The organism is Streptomyces mangrovisoli, from assembly GCF_000974985.2.
Taxonomy (GTDB): Bacteria; Actinomycetota; Actinomycetes; order Streptomycetales; family Streptomycetaceae; genus Streptomyces; species Streptomyces mangrovisoli.
In genome coordinates, this window is record NZ_LAVA02000024.1 from 52,974 (window position 1) to 72,728 (window position 19,755).

The 19,755-nt window shown below is 73.2% G+C and carries 15 protein-coding genes and 1 tRNA gene; 2 read left to right on the forward strand and 14 right to left on the reverse strand.

Annotated elements, in window-relative coordinates:
• Positions 1–258 precede the first annotated feature (258 nt).
• Positions 259–330 (forward strand) — tRNA-Cys (locus WN71_RS12120).
• Between the two features lie 71 nt (positions 331–401).
• On the opposite strand, the gene WN71_RS12125 is transcribed toward WN71_RS12120, so the two are convergent.
• The 8 genes from WN71_RS12125 to WN71_RS12160 form a co-directional block, all read right to left on the reverse strand.
• A complete protein-coding gene (locus WN71_RS12125; RefSeq protein ID WP_046584044.1) occupies positions 402–1,580 on the reverse strand; it encodes an SUKH-4 family immunity protein in 1,179 nt (392 codons plus the stop codon).
• A gap of 142 nt (positions 1,581–1,722) precedes the next feature.
• On the reverse strand, positions 1,723–1,956 hold the full coding sequence (locus WN71_RS12130; RefSeq protein ID WP_046584043.1) for a hypothetical protein: 234 nt from the start codon (positions 1,954–1,956) through the stop codon (positions 1,723–1,725).
• On the reverse strand, positions 1,953–4,259 hold the full coding sequence (locus tag WN71_RS12135) for a xanthine dehydrogenase family protein molybdopterin-binding subunit (protein ID WP_046584042.1): 2,307 nt from the start codon (positions 4,257–4,259) through the stop codon (positions 1,953–1,955). The genes WN71_RS12130 and WN71_RS12135 overlap by 4 nt, the downstream gene beginning before the upstream one ends.
• Positions 4,256–5,905, reverse strand: coding sequence for a 2Fe-2S iron-sulfur cluster-binding protein (locus tag WN71_RS12140; RefSeq protein ID WP_071369826.1), 1,650 nt, complete (start codon positions 5,903–5,905; stop codon positions 4,256–4,258). The genes WN71_RS12135 and WN71_RS12140 overlap by 4 nt, the downstream gene beginning before the upstream one ends.
• Positions 5,902–6,795 (reverse strand): FAD binding domain-containing protein, encoded by an 894-nt coding sequence (locus WN71_RS12145; protein ID WP_071369827.1) that lies wholly within the window; start codon positions 6,793–6,795, stop codon positions 5,902–5,904. The genes WN71_RS12140 and WN71_RS12145 overlap by 4 nt, the downstream gene beginning before the upstream one ends.
• 253 nt (positions 6,796–7,048) lie before the next feature.
• A complete protein-coding gene (locus WN71_RS12150) occupies positions 7,049–8,731 on the reverse strand; it encodes a beta-N-acetylhexosaminidase (protein WP_071369828.1) in 1,683 nt (560 codons plus the stop codon).
• Between the two features lie 530 nt (positions 8,732–9,261).
• Positions 9,262–9,537 carry a DUF3039 domain-containing protein gene (locus WN71_RS12155; RefSeq protein ID WP_071369829.1) on the reverse strand — a complete coding sequence of 92 codons (276 nt, stop codon included), beginning with the start codon at positions 9,535–9,537 and terminating at the stop codon, positions 9,262–9,264.
• A 30-nt stretch (positions 9,538–9,567) separates the two neighbouring features.
• Complete coding sequence (locus WN71_RS12160) at positions 9,568–10,137, reverse strand: YqgE/AlgH family protein (protein ID WP_071369830.1); 570 nt, start codon at positions 10,135–10,137, stop codon at positions 9,568–9,570.
• 255 nt (positions 10,138–10,392) lie between these two features.
• Between WN71_RS12160 and murA the strand changes: the two genes are divergently transcribed.
• Complete coding sequence (gene murA / locus WN71_RS12165; RefSeq protein WP_071369831.1) at positions 10,393–11,739, forward strand: UDP-N-acetylglucosamine 1-carboxyvinyltransferase; 1,347 nt, start codon at positions 10,393–10,395, stop codon at positions 11,737–11,739.
• Positions 11,740–12,070: 331 nt separating this feature from the next.
• On the opposite strand, the gene WN71_RS12170 is transcribed toward murA, so the two are convergent.
• The 6 genes from WN71_RS12170 to WN71_RS12195 form a co-directional block, all read right to left on the reverse strand.
• Positions 12,071–12,349: an HU family DNA-binding protein gene (locus tag WN71_RS12170; RefSeq protein WP_046592951.1), complete on the reverse strand. Its 279-nt coding sequence runs from the start codon at positions 12,347–12,349 to the stop codon at positions 12,071–12,073.
• Between the two features lie 317 nt (positions 12,350–12,666).
• Entirely contained in the window at positions 12,667–14,085 is a 1,419-nt protein-coding gene (locus WN71_RS12175; protein WP_071369832.1) for an NAD-dependent malic enzyme, read from the reverse strand.
• A 430-nt stretch (positions 14,086–14,515) separates the two neighbouring features.
• A complete protein-coding gene (locus WN71_RS12180; protein WP_071369833.1) occupies positions 14,516–16,825 on the reverse strand; it encodes a HelD family protein in 2,310 nt (769 codons plus the stop codon).
• Positions 16,826–16,933: 108 nt separating this feature from the next.
• Positions 16,934–17,743: an anti-sigma factor family protein gene (locus WN71_RS12185; protein WP_079177814.1), complete on the reverse strand. Its 810-nt coding sequence runs from the start codon at positions 17,741–17,743 to the stop codon at positions 16,934–16,936.
• Complete coding sequence (locus tag WN71_RS12190; RefSeq protein ID WP_019056398.1) at positions 17,740–18,261, reverse strand: sigma-70 family RNA polymerase sigma factor; 522 nt, start codon at positions 18,259–18,261, stop codon at positions 17,740–17,742. Before WN71_RS12190 ends, WN71_RS12185 begins: the two co-directional genes overlap by 4 nt.
• 393 nt (positions 18,262–18,654) lie before the next feature.
• Positions 18,655–19,248 carry a CGNR zinc finger domain-containing protein gene (locus WN71_RS12195; RefSeq protein WP_071369835.1) on the reverse strand — a complete coding sequence of 198 codons (594 nt, stop codon included), beginning with the start codon at positions 19,246–19,248 and terminating at the stop codon, positions 18,655–18,657.
• Positions 19,249–19,755: the final 507 nt, after the last annotated feature.

A 19,755-nucleotide genomic window follows, 5' to 3' on the forward strand; every position in this document is an offset into this window, starting at 1 on the left:
GGGCGGCTCGGCCACGTATGACAACCGGGCCACCCTACCGGCGCGCGGCCCGGACCGAGGTCCCGACAAGGCCGCGCCACCCCCGGGTGGGACTGACATCACAGATCACCCGACACCCCGTTCATGAACGGCGTGTGGCAGTCGCGTTGCAGCCCCGCCCGATCCCTTGAGCCGCCCCGGCCGCTCCGCCTACGGTCGAGTCACCGAGTTCGGAACGGCCGGAACCGAGAGCACCACACGGTCCCCGGCCCCCGACACGGCCGTGTGCCCGAGTGGCTTAGGGACTCGCCTGCAAAGCGAGGCACGTGGGTTCAATTCCCGCCACGGCCTCTGCGGTCTCGACCGCATGGACATGGGAAGGGCGGCACCCCGGAAGGGGGCCGCCCTTTCTTTGTGCGGGGTCAGGGATAGAGCCCCCCGCCCGCCTGGTCGGCGAACATGTGGGGCCAGTAGCGGTCGGCGTCGTCGTCGCGGGTGGTGGCGACCGGGTCCAGGGCGGCGAGGGTGGCGGTCAGGGTGTCGGCCAGCTGCTCGTAGGCGTCGGTCAGGCCGTGTTCGGCGTCGAGGGCCTTCTCGCGGTGGATCAGCCAGAAGGTGAACGCCAGCGTGGAGACGTCCGCGTTCAGCGGGCGCAGGGTCAGGTCGGGCTCGCTCCAGGCGAGGACCGCGCCGGTCGCGCCGTCGACGACGAGGCTGGTGTCCTCCAGGAGGTGGCCCAGGCGGATCAGACGGCCGGCCGAGGGCGGGAGGGCGGCGAGAAGGTCCTCCGTCTCGTCCGCGTGGTGCTCCGTCAGGGTCGGCAGCGGCACGTCCGTGTCCAGGGTGAACCAGAAGCCGTCCTCGGGCAGGCCCACCTCGCGCAGGAAGCGGCGGGTCGGTTCGTGGGCCAGCGCGGCCGGGAAGTCGACGTCCTCGAAGCGGACGATGCCCCCGGCGCCGAACTCCTCGTCCAGCAGCCGCACCGGCAGGTCCAGCGCCAGACCGGACCGGGTGCCGGGGCCGGCCACCAGGGCCAGCGGGCGGATCAGCGCCGCCATCCGCCAGTACGGCGGGACCTCGCCGTCGGTGCCGGCCTCGAACACGGCGAGCAGCCGCCGGGACGCCTCGGTCACCGCCTCGGGGCCGCGACGGCTCGCGTAACCGGCGAACCGGCCGCGCAGCGCGGCCAGTTCCTCGGTCAGGGCGGCGAACCGCAGCAGCGCCTCCAGGGAGGGCGCCAGCGGGTGCGCGTCCATCAGGTCGGGGCGGTCGGGGAGGAAGTACGTCGTGGACAGCTCGCCGGTGGCGCCGTCGAGCAGCAGCGACTCGGCCTCGGTGCCGTCGGCGCCCCGCAGGCCGCCGATGACCAGGCGGTCCCGCAGCTCCTCGGCCAGCCGGTCCGGGTCGCCGGTGGAGTCCGCGACCGTGCGCAGGCCGTCCCGGGACAGCGCGGCGAAGCTCAGCAGGTCGCTCTCCAACGGCACGCCGGGGCCGGTCAGGCGGCGGCGCGTCGGCGGATGCGTCACGTACGGGTCCAGGTCGTCCCAGGACAGGACGACGGCCGCGACGTCGGCGATGTCCGTGGCCTCGATCGTGCTCATCACGTGCTCCCCCGTGCAGATCGTCCAGCTGCTCGGCAGCCTACGGGGCACCACTGACAACGGCCCCCGCCCGCGGTGGGAGCGCTCCCCACACATCACGTAGGACGCCGTGCGCAACAGGTTCGTTCCCCTGCGGACGGGCTCAGGTGAAGTACACGCCGCCCAGGACGACGACGATCGCCGCGAGGACGAACAGCAGGACCCACACCAGCAGCTTGCCGACGCTGGGCGGCGGCTCGTAGCGCGCGGCCTGAGGCCCGCCTTCCGTCCCGGCCTGAAGCCGGCCTTCCGCCCCGGCGCGCTCGGCCGGCTCGCCCGCCGGTCCGGCTGTCGGTCCGGCTGTCGGTCCTTCCGCCGGTCCTTCCGCCGCGCTCATCGGTCCGTCACCACCGCCGCCTGCGGGCGGATCGGCAGCCGGTTGACGGGGCGGCCCGTCGCGGCGCGCACCGCGGAGGCGATCGCCGCCGGGGAGGTCACCACCGGCACCGCGCTGGCGGCCTTGGCGCCGAAGGGCGCGACCACGTCCCGCTCCTCGACCAGCTTCACGATGCGGATGTCCGGCGCGTCCAGGGCCGTGGGCAGGGCGTAGCCGGTGAGGTCGGGGTGGCGGATCAGCCCGCGCGGGGTGCGCAGGTTCTCGGTGAGCGCGATGCCCACGCCCTGGGTGACGCCCGCCTCGATGCGCGCGACGAGCTGGGCGGGGTTGAGCACCCGCCCGACGTCCTGCGCGACGGCCAGCTCCACCACCCGGACCGAGCCGAGCTCGATGTCGACGTCGACCACCGCGCGGACCGCGCAGAACGCGAGGCCGACGAAGGCGTCGCCCTGACCGGCCTCGTCGAGCGGCTCGGTGGGGTGCGGGCGGCACTGCGCGGTCGCCCACAGCTCCTTGCCGTCCATCGCCTCCGTGACGGTGGTCGACAGGACGCCGTCGTACGACGTGATCTTGCCGTCGGCGATCTGGAGCAGCTCGGTGGACATGCCGAACTTGTGCGCGAGGGGCTGGAGGAGCTGCGTGCGGACCATCTTGGCCGCGCGCTCCACGGCGCCGCCCGACACCCAGGTGTGGCGGCTGCGGGAGCCCGCGCCGGCGGGGGGCTGGTCGGTGTCGACCGGCGCCACGTGCACCTCGTCGATGCCGAGGGTCTCCTGGACGATCTGGCGGGCCAGCGTGGTGAAGCCCTGGCCGCTCTCGACGGCCGCGCACAGCACGGTCGCCACGCCGTCGTGGACCTTCACGGTGGCGGTGGAGACCTCGTCCGCGCCCTCCGCGCCGAGCATGTGGACCATGCCGAGGCCGTAGCCGACGCCGCGGCGCACCGCGCCCGGCTCGCCCGCGCCCTCGGGGCCGCCGGGCAGCAGCCACTCGTCCTCGGGGGTGTCCTTGGGCAGTGCGGGCAGCGGGAAGTCCTGCACCGCCTGGAGGAGTTCGGCGACCGGCGCGGGGCAGGTCACGGTCTGTCCGGTCGGCAGTACGTCGCCGGTGGCCAGGACGTTGCGCAGGCGCAGCTCCGCGGGGTCCGCGCCGAGCTTCTTGGCGAGCTTGTCCATCTGGGCCTCGTAGGCCGCGCAGACCTGCATCGCGCCCTCGCCGCGGACATGGCCGGAGGGCGGGTTGTTGGTGCGCACCGCCCAGCCCTCGATGAAGGCGTTCGGGACGACGTAGGGGCCGCACGCGAAGGAGACGGCGGCGGCCAGCGCCTCGCCGGAGGTGTCGGCGTAGGCGCCCGCGTCGAGCAGGATCTGCGCTTCGACCTTGACCAGGCGGCCCTCGGCGTCCGCGTGGTGGCGGTAGCGCAGCAGGGTGGGGTGGCGGTGGACGTGCCCGAGGAAGGACTCCTCGCGGGTGGCGGTGAGCTTGACCGGGCAGCCGGTGCGCAGCGCGAGCAGGCCGAGCGGGAGCTGGAAACCCTGGTCCTCGCGGTCCGCGGTGGCGCCCGGGACGCCGGTGACGACGATCTTGACCCGGTCGGGTTCGAGGCCGTAGCAGGCGGCGAGGGTGTCGCGGTCGGCGTGCGGGTCGGTCGAGGCGAGGTAGAGCTCGACGCCGCCGTCGGGCCGGGGCACGGCGAGGCCCGCCTCGGCGCCGATCGGCGCCGGGTCCTGGCGGCCGATGCGGTAGAGGCCCTCGACGACGACGTCGCCGACCGCGTCGGGGTCGCCGTGGCGCAGCGGGATGTGCCGGATCAGGTTGCCGTCGGGGTGCAGCGCCTCGCCCTCGAAGGCCTGCTCGGGGTCGGTGATCGGGTCGAGCACGTCGTACTCGACGATGACGGCGGCGGCGGCCATGCGCGCGGTGTCGGGGTGGTCGGCGGCGACGGCCGCGATGGGCTCCCCGTGGTGGCGTACGACCTCGGAGGCGAACACCGGCCGGTCGGCGCGGCCGCGCCCGTGGAAGGGGTTGCCGGGCACGTCCTCGTGCGTGACGACGGCGCGCACGCCGGGCATGTCGAGCGCGTGGGAGGTGTCGATGGAGACGATGCGCGCGTGCGGGTGCGGGGAGCGCAGCACGGCGCCCCACAGCAGCCCCTCGGCCCACAGGTCCGCCGCGTACGGGAAGGTGCCCTCGGTCTTGGCGCGGGCGTCGGCGGCGGGCAGGGAGGCCCCGAGGCCGTGCGGCAGCGGCTCGGCGACGGGGGTGGTCTCGGTGGTGGCCGCCGCGAGGGCTTCGTTGCTCAACGCTGGCCTCCGTCCTGGCCGTAGGAGCGGTCGTGCGGTTCGAAGGCCGAGGGGTGGACGCCACCGGCGCCCGGGCCCGCCTGGTGCGGGATACGGGCCTCGTCCCCGTCCTGTTCACCGGCCTCCGCGGCGGCGTACGCCTCGCGCTCGGCGACGACCTCCTTGACCGCGTCCAGGACGCCCCGGTAGCCGGAGCAGCGGCAGAGGTTGCCGCACAGCGCCTGGCGGGTCTCCAGCTCGGTGGGGGCGGGGTTGCCCTCCAGCAGGTCGTGCAGGGTCATCGCCATGCCGGGCACGCAGAAGCCGCACTGCACGGCGCCGCACCGGGCGAGCGCGCGCTGCACGTCCGAGGGCTGCCCGTCGGCGGCCAGGCCCTCGACGGTGCGCACCTCGCTGCCGGCCGCGGTGACCGCGGGCACCAGGCAGGAGGCGACGAGCCGGCCGTCGACCTGCACGTTGCAGGCGCCGCACTCGCCCTGCGAGCAGCCGTCCTTGGCGCCCGCGAGGCCGAGCCGCTCGCGCAGCACGTACAGCAGCGACTCGCCGATCCAGGCGTCGGTGACCGGGCGGTCGGCGCCGTTGACGCGCAGCGTGTAGGAGGCGAGCGGGTGCTCGTCCTGGAGCGGCGCGGGGTGCTCGTCGTCGGCGGGGGCGTGCGCGGCTGGGTCGCCGGGCGTGTCGTCGGCGGGCTCGTGGGCCGGGTCCGCCACGGGCCCTGCGGCGGCCTCGTGCTCGCGCGCCGGCTCCCCGGCCCCGGGGCGCCCGGTGAGGCCGCCGGCGGGCCCCTCGGAGGCCGCTGCGGCCTCGCGGGGGGCGTCGGGCGCGGTGGCCCCGTGCCGGTCGTCGTCGTGCCGGTCGCCGCCGGCCCGCCCGGGGGCGGGGTGCGCGGGGCCGGTCCCGGGGGCGCCGGCGGCGGTGCGGCCGGGGATCCCGGTGCCTTCGGTGCCGTAGCCGTGCGGCGGGGTGTGCTCGCCGCCGTGGCCGGCCGACGGGCGTTCGGTGCCGTAGGCCGGGGTGCTGATGGAGGTGTCCGGCGCGGGTCCGGTCGCGGTGCCCGCGGCGCCCTGGACGGCGCCGGGTCCGGCGGGGTCCTGCGGCGCGTCCTGGTTCCAGGGGCGGGCCGGGGTGTCGGTGGCCCAGGGGGCGGACGCGCCGCCGGGCAGGGTGGCGGGGGGCGTGCCGCCCCACTGCTCGACCAGCGCGGACGTGGTGAACTCGCCGGACTCGTCGGGCAGGTCGCCGCCGGCGACCGGGATCGACCACTGTCCGGTGACGTCGTGGCCCGCCGGCGTCCCGGCGTGCGGGGCGGCGGTGTCGCGGACGTCCCACTGCTGGGTGGAGGCGGGGCTGTAGGTGAACCGGTCGTCCGGGGCGCCCCCGCGCGCGGCCGCGTTCGGGTCGGGCCACTCGGCGCCGCCCGCGGGCCGGTCCCAGCCGCCCGCCTGCGGGTCGCCGGGCTCCTGCGCGGGCGCGGCCGCTATCCGCGGCGGCACGTAGCCGTGGCCGGGCGCGGCGAGCAGGGCGTCGATGCCGCCCTCGGGAAGTTTCACGAACGCCGTGGCGCCGTCGTCGTACTCGCCCTGGGGCAGCGGGTCCCAGCGGCTCCTGCCGCGGCCCGCGCCCTCCGCGTGCTGGTCGTCGGTCACGACAGCGCCCTCCCCAGTGCTCGTCGGGCCAGCGCGGCGACGGTGCGCCGCAGGTGCAGTACGGCGGGCGGAAGCTGCGGCACGGAGCCGTCCTCGGCCGGGGCCTGGTCGGGGATGCAGGCCGCGGCGACGTACTCGCCGAAGGCGGTGAGCGCCTCGGGGACGATCGCGCGGTTGTTGTCCCAGTCGATGAGCTGGGCGACCCAGTGCTCGGCCTCCAGCGGTCGCAGCGGCATCGGCGCTATGGCCCCGACGGCGCACCGCACCCCGCGCCGGGCGGGGTCGAGGACGAGGGCGACGGAGGCGACGGCCCGCCCGGGGCCGGTCCGGCCGGTCGCCTTCAGGAAGACCTGGGGCGCGTGCAGCAGCGGTACGCGCACGTAGCCGATGAGTTCGCCGCCGCGCAGCATGTCCACGCCGGCCAGCAGGTGCGAGACCGGGATCTCGCGCCGGGCTCCGGCCCGGCCGGCGATGACCAGCGTCGCCTCCAGGGCGGCGAGCACGGGGAGCGCGTCGCCGGTGGGCGCGGCGGAGGCGATGTTGCCGCCGAGCGTGCCGGCGTTGCGGATCTGCGGCGGGCCCGCGGCGCGCGCGGCGGCGGCGAGCGCCGGGATCAGCGCGGCGAAGTCGGGTCGGCCCATGCGCGCGTGCGTGAGTCCGGCGCCGAGCAGCGCGTGGCCGTCCTGGTACTGCCAGCCGCGGATCTCGCTGATCCGGCCGAGGCCGACCAGCGCGGCGGGCCTGAGCTGTCCGGAGTTGACGGCCGTCATGAGGTCGGTGCCGCCCGCCACGGGCACGGCCGCGGGCAGCGCGGCGAGCGCCTCCACGGCCTCGTCCAGCGTCGCGGGCAGGGTGACGGCCTGCGCCGCCTGCGGTGCGTGCGTGGTCAAACCGGCTGCCCCTTCCCGCTGCCCCACCTGGTCCCACCTGTGTTGCCGTACGGTACGTGCTGACAGGGCGGACGTGGCAACTCTGGCACATCTTCGCGAGCCCCGAAGACAGGGGTCCGCTAGGAGGCATTCGCCCACCTCACCGGCAGGATCGCCCATTTTCGTACGGCATTTTCGAAGTGTGTCGATTGCCACTCTTCGGTGACCTTGCCGTGATGTTCCGGCCGGCCGCCCTCCTCGCGGCGCCGGTCCGCTATCCGTCCGGGGGCGCCCCGTCCCGTGGGCGGCCGAGCACGCCGGGCCGCCGCTGCCAGGGGTGCGGTCCGCCGGGCGGCCGGTAGGCGACCCCGAGGGCGTCGAGCCGCCGGTAGTGGCCGGCCATCCGCCGCTCGAAGTCGCCGAAGTCCCGCTCCGCGGGGGCGGGCAGCTCGCTCCAGGCGACCTCGCTCACCGCGGCGAGCCGGGGGAACGCCTGGTAGTCGACGCGGGCGAGGTCCTCCATGACCTCGGTCCACACGTTGGCCTGGGTGCCCAGCACATGGCGGGCCTGCTCCTCGTCGAGGCCGGGCGGAACCGGCTCGAAGCGGTAGACGTCCTCCAGGGTGCGCACGTAGGCGATCGGCACGGGTTCGTCCGGCCCCGCGTCCTGGCGGTAGTCCAGGTACACGTACTGCTCGGGGCACATGACGACGTCGTGGCCGGCCCGCGCCGCGGCGACGCCGCCCGCATATCCCCGCCACGAGGAGACGGCCGCGCCCTCGGCGAGCCCGCCCTCCAGGATTTCGTCCCAGCCGATGAGCCTGCGTCCGCGCGCGGAGAGCCACTTGTCGAAATGGGCGATGAACCACGCCTGGAGTTCGTCCTCGTCGCGCAGGCCGAGTTCCGCGATACGGGACTGCGCCGCCCGGGACTCCTTCCACTGGTCCTTCAGGCATTCGTCGCCGCCGATGTGCACGAACTCCGACGGAAACAGCTCCAGGACTTCTTCGAACACCCCCTCGTAGAAAGCCAGGGTGGTGTCGGCGGGGGCGAGCACGTTCGCGGAGATGCCCCAGTTGTCCCAGACCGTGAGGGCGGAGGTGTCGATGACGTCGGTGTTGCCGAGCTCCGGGTACGCGGCGATGGCCGCCTGGGAGTGCCCCGGCACGTCGATTTCGGGGACCACGGTGATATGCCGCTCGGCGGCGTAGGAGACGATCTCGCGGATGTCGTCCTGGGTGTAGTGACCGCCGTGCGGGCGCTCGTCCCACAAAGGCGAGGCGCGGTGCCCGAATTTCGAGCGGGCGCGCCAGGAACCGGTCTCCGTCAGCTTCGGATGGCGGCGGATCTCGATGCGCCAGCCCTGGTCGTCCGTCAAGTGGAAGTGCAGGACGTTGAGTTTGTGCGCGGCCATCAGGTCGAGATAGCGCAGCACGCCTTCCTTGGGCAGGAAATGCCGTGCCACGTCGAGCAGCAGGCCGCGCCAGCGGAAACGGGGGGCGTCCTCGATGGCGAGCAGCGGCAGCCGCCAGGTGCGGCCGGGCAGCGGGGCGCGCCGGTGGGCGTCGGGGCCGAGCAGCTGCCGCAGCGTCTGGGCGCCCCAGAACAGGCCCGCCGGACCGCCGCCGGTCAGGTCCGCGCCGGTCTCGGTGACGGACAGCCGGTAGCCCTCCGGGCCGAGGGGGTCGGCGGGGTCCACGGTGAGCCGCAGGACGCCGTCGGCGCCGCCGTCGCCGTCGCCGGGCGGGAAGGAGAAGCCCGTGGCGGCGCCGAGCACGGCGCGCAGCCAGCGGGCGGCGCCCTCGGCGCCCGGTCCCGCGTCGAGCACGGTTGCGGGGCCGAGCGTGTAGTGGCCGTCCGGCCCGAGGGCCGTGTGCCGGGGCTCGGGGATCACGCCGGTGTACGGGGTCCCGTCGGTCGGCCCGGGACGCCGGGAGTCGTGGATCGCCTCGGCCATGTCAGTCCTGCACCGGCCCTTCGGGGCCCGAAATGTCAGGTCGCGTCACGGGCCGATGATCGCATGACTGGTCTCGACCATTCCATGGGACGAACACACGAAAGCCGTCCCGGCGGGGGCTGCGGGCTGCTTGCCTGCGGGCCGGTGGGCCCCTTCGCGCAGTTCCCCGCGCCCCTGGGCATCCCACCCGCCTGCGGCCCGGTGGGGGCTGGCCGCGCAGTTCCCCGCGCCCCTTGCGGGGCAGGGGGGTTGCTGCGTGAGGTTCGGGCGCGGGTGCGTCGTGGTGGGTCGCGCAGTTCCTCGCGCCCCTTGAGGGGCACCGGGCCGCCCACCCAGGGGCGCGGGGAACTGCGCGACCAGCCCCGACGCGCCCGCAGGCGCCGGACCCACGCCGCGGGGAACCCCCCGACTCCCGAGCCGAGCCGCAGGCGCCGACGCACGAAGGCCCCCGGATCGCGCGGAGGCGCGCCTCGGGGGCCTGTCCGTGTGGCACCGGACCCAGGGGCCGGTGCGGTGACGGGGGCTGCGGGCTACTTCTTGTCGTCGCCCTCGTCGCCGCTGCCCATGGACTCGTAGATCTCCTTGCACATGGGACAGACGGGGTACTTCTTCGGGTCGCGGCCGGGCACCCAGACCTTGCCGCAGAGCGCCACGACGGGGGTGCCGTCCAGGGCGCTCGCCATGATCTTGTCCTTCTGGACGTAATGGGCGAAGCGCTCATGGTCACCGTCGCCGTGGGACACCTGTGGTGTCGGCTCTACGAGGGTCCCCGTACCGGTGCCGCGCTCGGGCTCAAGAGTGCTCATAACAGCCAAGGGTACTGAAGGCGGCACCCTTCAGTTGAGCGAAGGGTCGTCCGGGTAGGTGGCCACCATCGCGAGTTCGCTGCGCTGGCGGCGCAGCACCTCGCGCCAGAGTCTCTCGGGGGCCGGGGAGGAGATGTCGCCCGGCTCCGACTCCACGACGTACCAGGCGCCCTCCACCAGCTCGTCCTCCAGCTGGCCGGGGCCCCAGCCGGCGTATCCGGCGAAGATCCGCAGGGAGCCGACCGCGGCGGCCAGCAGCTCCGGCGGGGCCTCCAGATCGACGAGCCCGATCGCCCCGTGCACCCTGCGCCAGCCGAGCGGGGCACCGTCCCCGTTGTCGCCCGGGATGACCGCCACGCCGAGGGCCGAGTCCAGCGAGACCGGGCCGCCCTGGAAGACGACGCCGGGCTCTCCGGCGAGGTCCGCCCAGCCCGCCAGGATGTCGCTCACGTCCACGGGGGTGGGACGGTTCAGCACGACACCGAGGGAGCCCTCCTCGTCGTGGTCGAGAAGGAGCACCACCGCACGGTCGAAGTTCGGGTCCGCCAGGGCGGGCGTGGCCACGAGCAGCCGCCCTGTGAGCGAGGACACCTCGGTCATGCCAGACATGATCCCCCATCTTCCCGCCGCATGGGGAGGCAATCGGGCTTCGCGGGTGAGGGCAGCTCAGGGCGGACGGGAGCGTCCCCGGCGCACGGGGCGGGCGGTGACCGCACGTGCCCGGTGTTCAACGGTTCGTGTTGTGACCGAGCTATGACCTACCTGGGTCGCGCTCGGGCTTACGGCAAGGGGGTGGGCGGCGTTTAGGCTGTCCCCTCAGGCTCCCCTGCCCATACTCCATGGAACGCGAGATTCATGACCGTCAACGGCTCTGACGACGTACTGCTTGTCCACGGCGGCACCCCGCTCGAGGGCGAGATCCGGGTCCGCGGTGCGAAGAACCTCGTACCCAAGGCCATGGTCGCCGCCCTCCTCGGCAGTGCGCCAAGCCGGCTGCGCAACGTTCCGGACATCCGTGACGTGCGGGTCGTACGCGGACTGCTCCAGCTGCACGGGGTGACGGTCCGTCCGGGCGAGGAGCCCGGCGAACTGGTCCTGGATCCCACGCACGTGGAGAGCGCGAACGTCGCTGACATCGATGCCCACGCGGGCTCGAGCCGCATCCCGATCCTGTTCTGCGGGCCGCTGCTGCACCGTCTGGGCCACGCGTTCATCCCGGGCCTCGGCGGCTGCGACATCGGCGGCCGGCCCATCGACTTCCACTTCGACGTGCTGCGGCAGTTCGGCGCGACCATCGAGAAGCGGGAGGGCGGCCAGTACCTGGAGGCGCCCAAGGGCCTGCGCGGCACGAAGATCCGGCTGCCGTACCCGTCCGTGGGCGCGACGGAGCAGGTGCTGCTGACGGCCGTGATGGCCGAGGGCGTCACCGAGCTGTCCAACGCGGCCGTGGAACCGGAGATCGAGGACCTGATCTGCGTTCTGCAGAAAATGGGCGCGATCATCGCGATGGACACCGACCGCACGATCCGCATCACCGGCGTGGAGAGCCTCGGCGGCTACACCCACCGGGCCCTGTCGGACCGTCTGGAGGCCGCGTCCTGGGCGTCGGCGGCGCTGGCGACCGAGGGCAACATCTACGTCCGCGGCGCGCAGCAGCGCTCGATGATGACGTTCCTCAACACCTACCGGAAGGTGGGCGGCGCCTTCGAGATCGACGACGAGGGCATCCGCTTCTGGCACCCGGGCGGACAGCTGAAGTCCATCGCGCTGGAGACGGACGTGCACCCCGGCTTCCAGACGGACTGGCAGCAGCCGCTGGTGGTCGCCCTGACGCAGGCCACCGGCCTGTCGATCATCCACGAGACGGTGTACGAGTCCCGGCTCGGCTTCACCTCGGCGCTGAACCAGATGGGCGCGCACATCCAGCTCTACCGCGAGTGCCTCGGCGGCTCCGACTGCCGCTTCGGGCAGCGCAACTTCCTGCACTCCGCGGTGGTGTCGGGCCCGACCCGGCTCCAGGGCGCCGACCTGGTCATCCCGGACCTGCGCGGCGGCTTCTCGTACCTGATCGCGGCCCTGGCGGCGCAGGGCACCTCGCGGGTGCACGGCATCGACCTGATCAACCGCGGCTACGAGAACTTCATGGACAAGCTGGTGGAGCTGGGCGCGAAGGTCGAACTCCCGGGCAAGGCCCTCGGCTAGAACGCCACAGACCGGCGCACCGGCCCGGCCGGGCCTCCTCCCGGCTGGGGGTCCGGGGGTCATCCCCCGGGCAAGCACAGCATGGACAAGCTGGTGGAGCTGGGCGCGAAGGTCGAACTCCCGGGCAAGGCCCTCGGCTAGAACGTCCGTATACGCCGAGCGGGGCGGCCCCTGGATCAGGGGCCGCCCCGCTCGTGTCTGTCGATGTCCGCGCCCGGTCGCGGCTGCCTCCCGAGGGGCCCGGTGAGCCGCGCGGCTGTCCTACGACGGCCCGCGGGCACCCGGGGCGCTCTGCGGAGCGCCGGCCGGTCCTGGGCGGCGGAGCGCCCGACTAGCCCTTGGCGGCTTCCTTGAGCTTGCTGCCCGCGGAGACCTTCACGCTGTAGCCGGCCGGGATCTGGATGGGGTCGCCGGTCTGCGGGTTGCGCGCGGTGCGAGCGGCACGGTGGGTGCGCTCGAAGGTCAGGAAGCCGGGGATGGTGACCTTCTCGTCGCCCTTGGAGACGATGTCACCGACCACCTCGGCGAACGCGGCCAGAACGGCGTCGGCGTCCTTGCGGGTCACCTCGGCGCGGTCGGCCAGCGCGGCCACCAGCTCACTGCGGTTCATGTTGTTACTCCCGTGTTTTTCTTGCCGTTGGGGTGTGCCAGGCGGCAGCGCCGCGGTCAGGCACAGCGAAGCCGATGCTCGCGCCCAGGGACGCATCCTGCCCCTACCTGCGGCGGGAAAGCCAATCCGGCACCCGTAGGAGTCGTGAGAACACCCTGGGGAGTCACACGAAGCGCCCGCTAGGCCGTCACCCTAGAGGGCACCCGACGGCGGGCGGTTCCGCGACGCGCCGGTACGGGCGGCCGCCGTGGCGATCCTCACAAGCCCCCGTACCCGCGTGATCGCGGTCCACACCGCCGTACCGCCCGCCCGCGGCGCTACGACGCCGACGCGCCGGCCGCCTTCGCCGCCTCGCGCACCGCACCCGCCACCGCGCCCGCGACCTTGTCGTTGAAGACGCTGGGGATGATGTAGTTCGGGTTGAGCTCGTCCTCGGTCACCACGTCGGCCAGCGCCTTCGCGGCCGCGAGCATCATCTCGGTGTTGACCGTGCGGGACTGGGCGTCCAGCAGGCCGCGGAAGACACCCGGGAAGACCAGCACGTTGTTGATCTGGTTGGGGAAGTCGGACCGTCCGGTGGCGACGACGGCCGCCGTCTGGCGGGCGATCGCCGGGTCCACCTCGGGGTCCGGGTTCGCGAGCGCGAACACGATCGCGTCGTCCGCCATCGCGGCCACGTCGGCGCCGTCGAGCACGTTCGGGGCGGAGACTCCGATGAAGACGTCCGCGCCGCGCACGGCCTCCTTCAGGGTGCCCGTGAGGCCCTCGTGGTTGGTGTTGTCGGCGATCCAGCGCAGCGCCGAGTCGGGGGCCGCGGCGACCAGGTCCTCGCGGCCCGCGTGCACGACGCCGTGGATGTCGGCGACGACGGCGTTCTTCACACCGGCGGCGATCAGCAGCTTGAGGATGGCCGTGCCGGCCGCTCCCGCGCCGGACATGACGACGCGGATGTTCTCGATCGGCTTGCCCGTGACGCGCAGCGCGTTGGTGAGCGCGGCGAGCACGACGATCGCGGTGCCGTGCTGGTCGTCGTGGAAGACGGGGATGTCGAGGGCCTCGCGCAGCCGCGCCTCGATCTCGAAGCAGCGCGGGGCGGAGATGTCCTCGAGGTTGATGCCCGCGAAGCCGGGGGCGATGGCCTTGACGATCTCGACGATCGCGTCGGTGTCCTGGGTGTCCAGGCACAGCGGCCAGGCGTCGATGCCCGCGAACCGCTTGAACAGGGCCGCCTTGCCCTCCATGACCGGCAGGGCGGCCTTGGGGCCGATGTTGCCGAGACCGAGCACCGCGGAGCCGTCCGTCACGACCGCAACGGAGTTGCGCTTGATCGTGAGGCGCCGGGCGTCCTCGGGGTTCTCCGCGATCGCCATGCACACGCGGGCCACGCCCGGCGTGTAGATCATGGACAGGTCGTCACGGTTGCGGATGGGGTGCTTGGACTGCATCTCGATCTTGCCGCCGAGGTGCATCAGGAACGTACGGTCCGAGACCTTGCCCAGGGTGACGCCCTCGATGCCGCGCAGCTGCTGGACGATCTGGTCCGCGTGCGCGGTCGAGCTGGCCGCGATGGTGACGTCGATCCGCAGCTTCTCGTGGCCCGAGGCCGTCACGTCGAGGCCGGTCACCGAGCCTCCGGAGGACTCCACAGCGGTGGTGAGCTGCGAGACCGCGGTTCCGCTCGCCGGCACCTCCAGCCGGATCGTCATCGAGTAGGAGACGCTGGGCGCCGTTGCCATGGCCGACTTCCTCTTCACCGTGTCGCGTAAATGTGCCGTCCGATCGTCGCACCTACCGCCCGGTAGGCGTTAGCCGGGCCGGTATTGCGAACTTTTTGTTCACCGGGCGGCAGGAGACGGGAAAAAGACCCGGGACGAAAAGAGGCCCACGTCACATCCGACGTGGGCCTCCTCGAAGGCTATGACACCGACCCGCCATGCTCGCCTCGCGGCAAGTGGTCGCTCGTGGCGACGAAGGTTGGGCCCGGGGGCTTGGATCGAGCCGGTGTCACACCCAGGCTAACAAACGGATCCCCGCGGGCCATTCCCGTCCGCCCCATTCACAGGAATCAGTCCCCCATCAGGCCGGATCCCGGTTCCCGGTCGGCCCCCATCAGGCCGGATCCCGGTTCCCGGTCGGCCTCTCGTCAGGACCGGTCCCGGTCCCCGGTCAGTCCCGCAGCAGGTCGGGCACCCCGTTCGCGTCCGGGTCGTCCCGGTCCGCCGAGACCACCGTCAGCTGCTGGGTGGCCCGGGTCAGGGCGACGTAGAGCACCCGCAGTCCCGCCGGACTCTCGTCGGCGATCTCCGCGGGGCTGACGACCACCGTCGCGTCGTACTCCAGGCCCTTCGCCTCCAGGCTGCCGAGCGCCACCACGCGGTCGCCGAGCCCGGTGAGCCAGCGCGCGGCCTCCTCGCGCCGGTTCATGGCGACGACGACACCCACGGTGCCGTCGACCAGGTCGAGCAGCCGCTCGGCCTCGGCGCGCACGGTCGACCCCAGGGAGTCCGCCACCACCCCGAAGCGCGGCTGTACGCCGGTGGAGCGCACCGCGGACGGGGATGTCGAGCCGGGCATCGCGAGGGCCAGCACCTTGGCGGCGAGGTCGGCGATCTCGGACGGGTTGCGGTAGTTCACGGTGAGCTCGAAGCGGCGGCGCGGACGGCTGCCGAGGGCCTCGTCCCGTGCCTCGGCCGCCTCGTCCGGGTCGGACCAGGAGGACTGGGCCGGGTCGCCGACGACCGTCCAGGTGGCGTGTCGGCCGCGGCGGCCGACCATGCGCCACTGCATCGGCGTGAGGTCCTGCGCCTCGTCGACGATGACATGGGCGTACTCGGTGCGCTCCTGGGCCAGGCGCTCGGCGCGCTCGCGCTGCGTCTCCTCGCGCACCGGCATCAGCTCCTCCAGGCCGGTGAGCTGGTCGAGCGGGTCCAGTTCTCGTCTCTTGCGGGGGCGGGCCGGGGTGCCGAGGATCGCCTGGAGCTCGTCGAGCATGGCGATGTCGTGCACGGTGAGCCCCTCGCGGCGCAGCGAGCGGGCCACCCGGCGGACCTCGCCGGGGTTGAGGACGCGGCGCGCCCAGCGGCCGAGGCGGCGCTCGTCCGCCATGGCCGTGAGCACGCCGCGCGGGGTCAGCTCGGGCCACCACGCGTCGAGGAACTCCAGGAACGCGTCCTCGGAGGTGATGTCCTCGTCGAAGGAGGAGCGCAGTTCGGCGGCGAGCTCGGGGTCGCTGTGCCGGCCGGCCGCGCCGGACTGCTCCCACAGGGCGTCGAGCAGCAGCTTGCGGGCGCGCGGGCGCAGCAGGTTCACCGGTGCGGTGCCGCCGAGGACGGCGTGCCGGATGCGCTGGAGCGCGTCGGCCTCCAGCTCGAGACGGCGTCCGAAGGCCACCACGCGCAGCCGGGTGGGCGGCTCGCCGGCCTCCAGGGCGCCCCGGGCCGCCTTGCGCAGCACCTTCAGCATCCGCGAGGAGCCCTTGGCGCGGGCGGTCTGCGGGGAGTCGTACAGGGTGGCCTCGGCGCCGTCGACGAGGGAGCCGATGGCACGGATCGCGACCTGGCCCTCCTCGCCGAGGGAGGGCAGGACGCCCTCGGTGTACGCCACCAGCAGCGGCGTCGGCGAGACGATGAGGATGCCGCCCGCGTAGCGGCGCCGGTCCTGGTAGAGCAGGTAGGCGGCGCGGTGCAGGGCGACGGCGGTCTTGCCGGTGCCGGGGCCGCCCTCGACATAGGTCACGGACGCGGCGGGGGCGCGGATGACCAGGTCCTGCTCGGCCTGGATGGAGGCGACGATGTCGCGCATGGTGTGGCCGCGGGCCTGGCCGAGGGCGGCCATGAGGGCGCCGTCGCCGATGACGGGAAGCGTGTTCCCGTCGAGGAAGGCCGTCAGCTCGGGGCGCATCAGGTCGTCCTCGACGCCGAGGACCTTGCGGCCCTTGGAGCGGATGACCCGCCGCCGCACCACCCGGCCGGGTTCGACCGGGGTGGAGCGGTAGAACGGGGCGGCCGCCGGGGCCCGCCAGTCGATCACCAGGGGGGAGTAGTCCTCGTCGAGGACGCCGATCCGGCCGATGTGCAGGGTCTCGGCGATGTCGGCGGTGTTGTCCTCGCGGACCGCGCCCTCGGCGGGCTCGACGGCGGTGTACGCGCCGTCCGGGCCCTTCTTGCCGTCCTTGCCGGGCAGCAGGTCGATCCGGCCGAAGAGGAAGTCCTCGAACTCGTTGTTCAGCCGGTTCAGGTGGACGCCCGCGCGGAAGACCTGGGCGTCCCGCTCGGCGAGCGCGCCGGGCGTGCCGACCTGGCCGCGGCGGGCCGCGTCGTGCATGAGGAACTCGGCCTCGTGGATCTTCTCCTCAAGGCGTCGGTACACCTGGTCCAGGTGTTCCTGTTCGACGCTGATCTCTCGGTCGCGCACGGAGTCGTGGCCTGCGTCGTGAACCGATCCGACCACGGTTTCCTGTTGAGCCTGAGCGGCCACCGGGCCCCCTTCTGACGTGCTGGGCAGCCGTCAACCGTACGCGAAAGGGGGCCCCGAAAGCTACGGACCGCCCGGCGCGGTTGCCGGGCGGTTCGTCGTACCGCCTGATCAGGCGTCGATCTGCACCAGCTTCTTGCCGTCGAAGGTCATGACCTCGAAGTGGTCGATCTGGTTCGGCTGGAGGGCCGCGCCGCCCTGCGCGTACAGCGGCTGCTTCGACTCCTCGGTCTTGCCGTTCGAGATGCCGTAGCCCCAGTTCGGAACCGACCAGGAGGTCATCGTCTCGCGCTCGCCGTTCTTGCCGACGGCGATGAGCGAGCACTTCTCCGGGCCCTTGACGTTGCTGAGCTGGAGGACACCCCAGGTGCCCCAGTCCTTCTTCTCCAGCGCCACGGTCGCCTTGACCTTGGTGCTCGAGTCGGTGGCGGAGACCTTGTCGGAGATGCCGGCGAAGGCGGTCTTGGCGGTGGCCGCGAGCGGAGTGGCGCTCTGGCCGGAGCCGCCGTCGTGCGCCGCCACGACCACCAGCGGGCCGCCGATGATCAGCGCGGCGGCGGCAGCGATCATGTAGAAGCTGCGCCGGCGCTTGTTCGCGCGGGTCTCCGAGACCTCGTCGACCAGCCGTTCCACCAGCCGTGGGCTGGGCTTGGCGGACAGCGACTCGCCGAGGGCGGGCGTGCCGGTGCCGGGCAGGTCGGCGAGCGCGGCCAGCATGGGCTCCATGCCGGTGAGCTCGTCGAGCTGTCGGGCGCACCAGTCGCAGCCCGCGAGATGCGCCTCGAAAGCGGTTGCTTCGGCGTCGTCGAGAATCCCGAGGGCGTAGGCGCCTACTGTTTCGTGCTCGTTCGGCACCGGAGATCCCTGCATGGCCCCTGACATACCCGAACCACCTGTTCCGAATCCCCCGTACACACTCATGCCGTCACCCCCCGCTCCTCCAGAGCCAGCTTCATCGACCGCAGGGCGTAGAAGACCCTGGAACGGACGGTTCCGCTGGGAATGCCCAGGGTTTCCGCCGCCTCGTTGACGGTACGCCCCTTGAAGTACGTCTCGACGAGGACCTCCCGGTGGGCAGGGGTCAGGTCGTCGAGCGCGTCCGACAGCGTCATCAGCCACAGCGCCTTGTCGATCTCGTCCTCCGCGGGGATGACCTCCAGCGGCGACGGATCGACCTCCTGCGGCCGGGCCTGCCGGCTTCGGTGGCCGTCGATGACGATGCGACGAGCGACCGTCACCAGCCAGGGGCGTACCGAACCGGTCGCTCGATTGAGCTGGCCGGCGTTCTTCCAGGCACGGATGAGCGTCTCCTGCACGACGTCCTCTGCTCGCTGCCGATCTCCGGCGACCAGCCTGAGGACATACGCGAGGAGAGGTCCGGCGTGCTCCCGGTACAGGGCACGCATCAACTCCTCATCTGGCTCCGAGGACTGGGACATGCGATGTCGGGCCCTCGATCCACGTTCATTGGCCACGACGGAATCCTTGCGCACGCCCACCTCCGATGTCCGGGGGATCCCCCAGTCGGTCGCTCATGGAGGGGTACGCGGGCCAACCGCATCGTGTTCAAATCGAGACGACAATTTTCTCCGGTGTGACGTGACGACCGGGACATGCGGCCACATTCCCACCTCTCGATCTTTACATTTCCGACACAGGGTCAAGATCGAGTCGGCTGCCCTCGACGCGCTGTCGGCAAACGGCGTGTAACGCAAATCACTTGGCCGCCCGCGCCACAGAAGGCGCATATCAGACACACAGCGGAGCGGCCGGCCCGGCCGGGAGGGCGTCCGGGCGCTCGTCCGCCACGGTCGGGAGCGCTCCCACGCTGGTCAGGCCCGCGCCAGGGCGGCCCTGCGGCGGTGCCGGGCGACCCGCTCCCGGTTCCCGCAGACCTCGCTGGAGCACCAGCGGCGGCGTCGGCCGCGCGAGGTGTCGACGTACACGATCGGGCAGTTGTCGCCCTCGCACTGGCGCAGCCGGGCCCGGTCGACGGGGTCGGTCAGCAGCTCGACGGCGTCCCGCGCGACGACGGCGAGCAGCGCGGCGCAGGCGGGCGGCTCGTCCAACTGCCGCACCAGCACGCCGTCCGCGCCGCGTACGGCCCGGGGCGCGGGGGGCGCGGTGCGGGCGAGGTCGTTGACCCGGCCGAGCGCGGCGTCCGGCGGGCGGCGCTCCGCGGCCGGGCCGCTGTGCACCAACTGGGCGATATGGGCGCGTAGTTCGCGGAAGCCGACCAGCCAGGAGGGGTCGGCGTGGCCGAGCGGGGTGCCCGGCGGGACCAGGCCCGCCCCGGTGATCCAGGCGCACAACGGGTCCAGGGCGTCGAACCGTTCCTCCGGATGGGCGGTCGCGAGGAGATCCAGACAGATCCGCCCGGCGTCGAAGCGCGGCTCGTACGGGGGCGTGGCCGTACCCAGTGCCATGTGCCTGTCACCGCCTAGGGTCACCCCGGTGGGTAGGGGTCGGTGAACTACTCGTCAGGGGCTCCCCCTTACAGTGCCCTCCCCCCGCCCTTGCCGGAACCCCCTGCGGCCCGGCGGAGCCCGATCGCGCAGTTCCCCGCGCCCCTGAACACCACGTCCGGCCGCGGCCCGGTGGGGTCTGATCGCGCAGTTCCCCGCGCCCCCAAAAACCACGTTCGACCGCGGGTCCGTGGGGGCTGGTCGCACCCGACCACAACCCCCAGCCACCCCCAGGGGCGCGGGGAACTGCGCGACCAGCCACCGGCAACCCGCACCCGAACAAAACCCCCAACCACCCCAGGGGCGCGAGGAACTGCGCGACCAGCCACCGGCAACCCGCACCCGAACAAAACCCCCAACCACCCCAGGGGCGCGAGGAACTGCGCGACCAGCCACCGGCAACCCGCACCCGAACACGACGCCCAGCCACCCCAGGGGCGCGAGGAACTGCGCGACCAGCCCCCACCC